This is a genomic window from Streptomyces sp. NPDC048825, assembly GCF_043198355.1.
GTDB classification, from domain to species: Bacteria; Actinomycetota; Actinomycetes; order Streptomycetales; family Streptomycetaceae; genus Streptomyces; species Streptomyces xiangluensis.
The window spans coordinates 219,507-225,506 of the sequence record NZ_JBICUR010000018.1; the positions used below are offsets into that span (position 1 = coordinate 219,507).

Consider the following 6,000-nt stretch of genomic DNA (forward strand, 5'->3'; position numbering starts at 1 on the left):
TCGCCCAGGCCCGGCGACACCTGACGTACCATCCCTCCCACGGCCCCCCACACTGTCGCGCCCGTGTTCAACGCACTGATCGGGAAGGGCAGTTGGCCGACGACGCGGGAGGAACCATGGCGTATCGAGGCAAGCACCGCCGCCGCAAGAAGGGGCGCGCGCTGCGCGCGAGCCTGGCCGGGACCGCTCTCGCCCTCACCGTCGCCGCGGGCCTCATCAGCACGTCACAGGCCGCGAGCAGCGACAACCCGGGCGCCCTCACCGCGCTCAGCTCCTCGTCCGAGACCGACAAGCTCGAGCTGCACGAGAACCTCGTCGGCCAGGACACCCTCGACACCCTCGCGAGCGGGATGGGCGGGAACGTCGGCGTGGACGGCGTCCTGAAGAACGCCAACCACACGATGCGCAACAGGGCGGACTGCGGCGCCTCGGAGGAGGCCGCGCTGCCCGTCGAGCCGGCCGCCACACGCGCGTACTGCTGGGCGGACAGCGACGCCCGGACCCAGAAGTGGCAGCCCCAGTCGGTGACCACCTCCGGGGACTCCGACGAGGACGGCAGGTGGGGTTCCAACCGTGTGATCCTCTCCGGCTGGACGCACGACGGTCAGGGGGCGGGCGCGCAGGAGGAGGACCAGGGCCTCGCCCGGGTCGCCTTCATCGACGCGAACGACCCGGGGAACCTGAAGTACCGCTGGGTCCTGCTGGTGGCCCCGCTGGACGGCGGCAAGAACTTCGAGGCCGTCCGCTCCCGTATCGGCGGCATGGTCTGGTACCAGGACAAGCTGATCGTCACCGCCCGGAACGGCGCCGCCGGCAACGACGCCCTGTTCGTCTTCGACATGAACCGCATCCTGCGCGCCGACGTCGTCAGCGGCGCCGTCGGCAGGGTGAAGGACGGCTGGTCGGCGCACGGCTACCGGTATGTGATGCCGGCCATGGGCTCGTACAGCCTCACCGGCGGCGCCTGCGACGCCACCACGAACGACCGCGTCCCCTGCTTCGCCTCGGTCTCCCTGGATCGCACCTCCACGCCGGACAGCCTGGTCGCCAACGAGTGGTTCCGCCCGGACAGCGGCGAGCCGGGGCGCGTGTGGCGTTACGACTACAGCAGCGCGGGCGACCGCACGGGCCTGCTCGCCACCGACGCCGGGGGACGCGTCCGCGCCGACGAGGCGTACGAGACCGACGCCGTCGGCCTGCAAGGGGTCCTCTCGCACCGGCCGAACGGCGCGAGCGAGCCGAACTGGTACACCGGGCACGCACCGGACGCGCGCGGCGAGCACGGCACGCTGTGGCGGCAGAACGAGAGCGCCGCCAAGGCCGCGAAGTGCGGCGCCGAGGAGTCGTACGCCTGCTGGGGGCGGGACACGGAGGCGATGTCGTACTGGCAGGAGACCGGCGAGCTGTGGACGCTGACCGGGCGGGCGGCGACCGCGTCGGGCCGGGCGAACGAGCTTCCGGAGCGGGCTGCGGACCGGGCCACCGCGTGGCAGCCGGGCACCGTGTCCGAACGCGTGTTGTACGCGGTTCCGCTGTCCTCGGTGGACCGCTCGTTGGAGTGAGCCGTTTTTTGAAGCCGGGCTCGCCTTCGTGGTATCGCTGACCCGCATGAGCATCGCTGTCACCACATGGTCGCTGGAGCAGACCTCTCCGGCCGACCTGCTGCCCGCGGCCGAGCCGGCCGGCGACGTCCGGATCGTCCGCTCCGAGGTGCCCTCGCCCGAGTTCAGCCGCTTCCTGTACACCTCGGTCGGCGGCGACATCCGCTGGACCGACCGGCTGGGCTGGACGTACGCCCAGTGGCAGGAGGACCTGGAGCGGCCGGGGGTCGAGACCTGGGTCGCGTACGAGCGCGGGACGCCCGCGGGATACGTACAACTGGAGGCGCAGGCGGAAGGCGTCGCGGAGATCGTCTACTTCGGGCTGATCCCGGCCTTCCGGGGCCGGCGGATCGGCGGGCATCTCCTGTCGTACGGGGCCGCGCGCGCCTGGGACCTGGCCGAGCGCTGGCCGGGCAGGCCTCCGACGAAACGGGTCTGGCTGCATACATGCAGCAAGGACGGGGACCATGCGATGGACAACTACCTGCGGCGCGGCTTCAAGCTCTTCGACACGAAGGTGGCCGAGGAGCCGGACATCGCCTCCGCCGGTCCCTGGCCCGGGGCGTCGGCCGTCTGACCTGGTCAGACCGGGAAACACAAGCCCCGTGGCAGGGCTTGTGACCAACAACACCCTTGTCTCATGATACGGGACAAGGGTGTCCGCATCGCGGACGAAGCTGGACTCTGTCCAGATCGCCATGACACGCTTCCGTCATGTCTGGAACTGGAATTGCCTTGGTGAGTCGGCGCCACGTCGACCTCGGCCGCATGTCCAGCGCCATCTGTCCGGCGAGCTGAGCAGCTGCATCCGACAGGGCCTTCCGGTCCCGGGCAGCACCGCCGCCGCACCTCTCCCCCTTGCCTCGCCTTGCGCAATGACGCGCGCGTATGCCCACATGCGCCCCCATGCGCAGGTTCCGAGTCGCTTTCCCCGTCTGTCCCGAAGGACGTAACCATGGCCGCCACCCCACAGAAGCCTGCTGCCGCCGCGCCCCGCCGCAAGGTGAGCCGTCACCGTGGCGAGGGCCAGTGGGCCGTGGGTCACTTCACCCCGCTCAACGGCAACGAACAGTTCAAGAAGGACGACGACGGTCTCAATGTACGGACACGCATTGAGACGATCTACTCCAAGCGGGGCTTCGACTCGATCGACCCCAACGACCTGCGTGGCCGGATGCGCTGGTGGGGCCTCTACACCCAGCGCAAGCCCGGGATCGACGGCGGCAAGACCGCGATCCTGGAGCCGGAGGAGCTGGACGACAAGTACTTCATGCTGCGGGTGCGGATCGACGGCGGTCGGCTCACCACCGAGCAGCTGCGGGTGATCGGCGAGATCTCGCAGGAGTTCGCGCGCGGCACCGCCGACCTCACGGACCGGCAGAACGTCCAGTACCACTGGATCCGTATCGAGGACGTCCCGGAGATCTGGGACCGCCTGGAAGCCGTCGGGCTGTCCACGACCGAGGCCTGCGGTGACACGCCCCGCGTGATCCTCGGCTCGCCGGTCGCCGGGATCGCCGAGGACGAGATCATCGACGGCACCTCCGCCATCGACGAGATCCACCGCCGGATCATCGGCAACAAGGACTTCTCGAACCTGCCCCGCAAGTTCAAGTCCGCGATCTCCGGCTCCCCGCTCCTCGACGTGGCGCACGAGATCAACGACGTCGCCTTCGTCGGTGTGAACCACCCGGAGCACGGCCCCGGCTTCGACCTCTGGGTCGGCGGCGGCCTGTCCACCAACCCCAAGATCGGCCAGCGGCTTGGCACTTGGGTGCCGCTGGACGAGGTCGCGGATGTGTACGAGGGCGTCATCTCGATCTTCCGCGACTACGGCTACCGGCGCCTTCGTACGCGCGCCCGCCTGAAGTTCCTTGTCGCCGACTGGGGCGTGGAGAAGTTCCGTCAGGTCCTCGAGGACGAGTACCTGAAGCGCAAGCTCGTCGACGGCCCGGCGCCCGACCAGCCCGTGGAGCGCTGGCGCGACCACGTCGGGGTGCACCGGCAGAAGGACGGCCGCTTCTACGTCGGTTTCGCACCGCGCGTGGGCCGGGTGGACGGCACGACCCTCACGAAGATCTCCGAGCTGGCCGAGGCACACGGCTCGGGCCGGCTGAGTACGACCGTCGAGCAGAAGATGATCGTGCTCGATGTGGAGGAGTCGAAGGTCGCCTCGCTCGTCGAGGGCCTGGAGGCGCTCGACCTCACCACCAAGCCGTCGCCGTTCCGGCGCGGCACGATGGCCTGCACCGGCATCGAGTACTGCAAGCTCGCGATCGTCGAGACCAAGGCGCGCGGGGCCTCGCTGATCGATGAACTCGAGCGCCGCATCCCCGAGTTCGACGAGCCGATCACCATCAACATCAACGGCTGCCCGAACGCCTGCGCCCGTATCCAGGTCGCGGACATCGGTCTCAAGGGCCAGTTGGTCCTGGACGACGAGGGCAACCAGGTCGAGGGCTTCCAGGTGCACCTCGGCGGCGCGCTCGGCCTGGAGGCCGGCTTCGGCCGCAAGGTCCGTGGCCTGAAGGTCACTTCGGAGGAGCTGCCGGACTACGTCGAGCGGGTCCTCAAGCGCTTCGAGGCGGAGCGCGAGGAGGGCGAGAGGTTCGCCACATGGGCGGCTCGCGCCTCTGAGGAGGCGTTGTCGTGAGCCTCCTCGTGGTCGTGGCCATGAGCGCCCTCCTGTGCGCCGGCGCGGGCGCCGTGATCGGCGCTCTCGTGGGCCGCGTACGCATGGACGCGGACGGAGGGCAGCAGCGGTGAGCGAACGAGCCGCGCCGTTCTACTGCCCTTACTGCGGCGACGAGGACCTGCGTCCGAGCGAGCAGGGACATGGCGCGTGGGAATGCGGAGCGTGCAATCGAGCCTTCCAGTTGAAGTTCCTCGGGCTGCTGTCCCGGGGGCTTCAGCGCACTGACGGTGGAGGGGAACAGATATGACGACGGTTCAGGCAGAGTCTGATATCGAGACGGATCCGGATGCGGAACTGAAGGCGCTCGCCGAGCAGGCGGGCCGTGACCTCGAGGACGCGTCCGCGCTCGAGATCCTTCAGTGGGCCGCCAGGACCTTCGGCAAGAAGTTCTGCGTGACCTCCTCCATGGAGGACGCGGTCGTCGCCCATCTCGCCGCCCGCGCCATGCCCGGCGTGGACGTCGTGTTCCTCGACACCGGCTACCACTTCCCCGAGACCATCGGCACCCGCGACGCGGTCGAGGCCGTGATGGACGTCAACGTCATCACGCTCACCCCGCGGCAGACCGTGGCCGAGCAGGACGCCGAGTACGGGCCGAAGCTGCACGACCGCAACCCCGACCTGTGCTGCGCCATGCGCAAGATCAAGCCCCTGGAAGAGGGGCTGACGAAGTACACCGCATGGGCCACGGGCCTGCGCCGCGACGAGTCCCCGACCCGGGCGAACACCCCGGTCGTCGGATGGGACGAGAAGCGCCGCAAGGTCAAGATCTCGCCGATCGCCCGCTGGACGCAGGACGACGTGGACGCGTACGTCACCGAGCACGGCGTCCTCACCAACCCGCTCCTCATGGACGGTTACCCCTCCGTGGGCTGCGCCCCCTGCACCCGCCGCGTACTCGAGGGCGAGGACTCGCGCGCCGGCCGCTGGGCGGGCCGCGCCAAGACCGAGTGCGGGCTGCACGACTGACCATGACTGTGCCTTCGACGATGCCGAGGAACCAGGAGAACCAAGTGACCGGAGCCACGATCTGGCTCACGGGTCTGCCGAGCGCCGGCAAGACCACGATCGCGTACGAGCTGGCCGACCGGCTGCGTGCGGAGGGCCACCGCGTCGAGGTGCTCGACGGCGACGAGATCCGTACGTTCCTGACGGCGGGCCTCGGCTTCAGCCGCGAGGACCGGCACACGAACGTGCAGCGCATCGGCTACCTCGCCGACCTGTTGTCCCGTAACGGCGTCAAGACGCTCGTTCCGGTGATCGCGCCGTACGCGGACAGCCGTGAGGCGGTGCGCAAGCGCCACATGGCCGGCGGCACCGCGTACCTCGAGGTGCATGTCGCCACTCCGGTCGAGGTGTGCTCCGAGCGCGATGTGAAGGGGCTGTACGCCAAGCAGGCGGCGGGCGAGATCTCCGGACTCACCGGGGTCGACGACCCGTACGAGGAGCCCGAGTCGCCCGATCTGCGCATCGAGTCGCACACCCAGACCGTGCCGGAGTCCGCGGCAGCGGTTCACGCGCTGCTCACCGAAAGGGGTCTCGCATGACGACCGTCGCCACTGTTCCTGAGGAGACGGACAGCCCGTACGCGCTCTCCCATCTGGACGCTCTGGAGTCGGAGGGTGTGCACATCTTCCGTGAGGTGGCGGGTGAGTTCGAGCGGCCGGTGATTCTTTTCTCCGGCGGCAAGGACTCGATCGTCAT

General features: G+C 69.4%; 7 protein-coding genes and 1 pseudogene. All 8 read left to right on the forward strand.

Going from position 1 to position 6,000, the window contains the following annotated elements:
* Positions 1-116: 116 nt before the first annotated feature.
* Positions 117-1,562, forward strand: coding sequence for a hypothetical protein (locus tag ACGFNK_RS35700; RefSeq protein ID WP_393422701.1), 1,446 nt, complete (start codon positions 117-119; stop codon positions 1,560-1,562).
* Between the two features lie 46 nt (positions 1,563-1,608).
* On the forward strand, positions 1,609-2,178 hold the full coding sequence (locus ACGFNK_RS35705) for a GNAT family N-acetyltransferase (protein ID WP_393422703.1): 570 nt from the start codon (positions 1,609-1,611) through the stop codon (positions 2,176-2,178).
* Positions 2,179-2,315: 137 nt separating this feature from the next.
* Complete coding sequence (locus ACGFNK_RS35710; protein WP_309486338.1) at positions 2,316-2,399, forward strand: putative leader peptide; 84 nt, start codon at positions 2,316-2,318, stop codon at positions 2,397-2,399.
* A 157-nt stretch (positions 2,400-2,556) separates the two neighbouring features.
* Positions 2,557-4,254 (forward strand): nitrite/sulfite reductase, encoded by a 1,698-nt coding sequence (locus ACGFNK_RS35715; RefSeq protein WP_393422705.1) that lies wholly within the window; start codon positions 2,557-2,559, stop codon positions 4,252-4,254.
* A gap of 109 nt (positions 4,255-4,363) precedes the next feature.
* A complete protein-coding gene (locus tag ACGFNK_RS35720) occupies positions 4,364-4,543 on the forward strand; it encodes a hypothetical protein (protein ID WP_189327815.1) in 180 nt (59 codons plus the stop codon).
* Positions 4,540-5,265, forward strand: a complete 726-nt coding sequence (locus tag ACGFNK_RS35725) for a phosphoadenylyl-sulfate reductase (RefSeq protein ID WP_393422710.1) — start codon at positions 4,540-4,542, stop codon at positions 5,263-5,265. Before ACGFNK_RS35720 ends, ACGFNK_RS35725 begins: the two co-directional genes overlap by 4 nt.
* Positions 5,266-5,267: 2 nt before the next feature.
* Complete coding sequence (cysC, locus tag ACGFNK_RS35730) at positions 5,268-5,843, forward strand: adenylyl-sulfate kinase (protein ID WP_393422712.1); 576 nt, start codon at positions 5,268-5,270, stop codon at positions 5,841-5,843.
* A pseudogene (locus tag ACGFNK_RS35735) lies at positions 5,840-6,000 on the forward strand (sulfate adenylyltransferase small subunit); the annotation flags it as partial. The gene cysC and the pseudogene ACGFNK_RS35735, both read left to right, overlap by 4 nt.

Excerpts from the sequence above, each read along its gene's own strand:
- ACGFNK_RS35725 (WP_393422710.1), top strand. The coding sequence starts at position 4,540 with ATGACGACGGTTCAGGCAGAGTCTGATATCGAGACGGATCCGGATGCG.
- ACGFNK_RS35715 (WP_393422705.1), top strand. The coding sequence starts at position 2,557 with ATGGCCGCCACCCCACAGAAGCCTGCTGCCGCCGCGCCCCGCCGCAAG.
- ACGFNK_RS35710 (WP_309486338.1), top strand. The coding sequence starts at position 2,316 with ATGTCTGGAACTGGAATTGCCTTGGTGAGTCGGCGCCACGTCGACCTC.
- cysC (WP_393422712.1), top strand. The coding sequence starts at position 5,268 with ATGACTGTGCCTTCGACGATGCCGAGGAACCAGGAGAACCAAGTGACC.
- ACGFNK_RS35700 (WP_393422701.1), top strand. The coding sequence starts at position 117 with ATGGCGTATCGAGGCAAGCACCGCCGCCGCAAGAAGGGGCGCGCGCTG.
- ACGFNK_RS35705 (WP_393422703.1), top strand. The coding sequence starts at position 1,609 with ATGAGCATCGCTGTCACCACATGGTCGCTGGAGCAGACCTCTCCGGCC.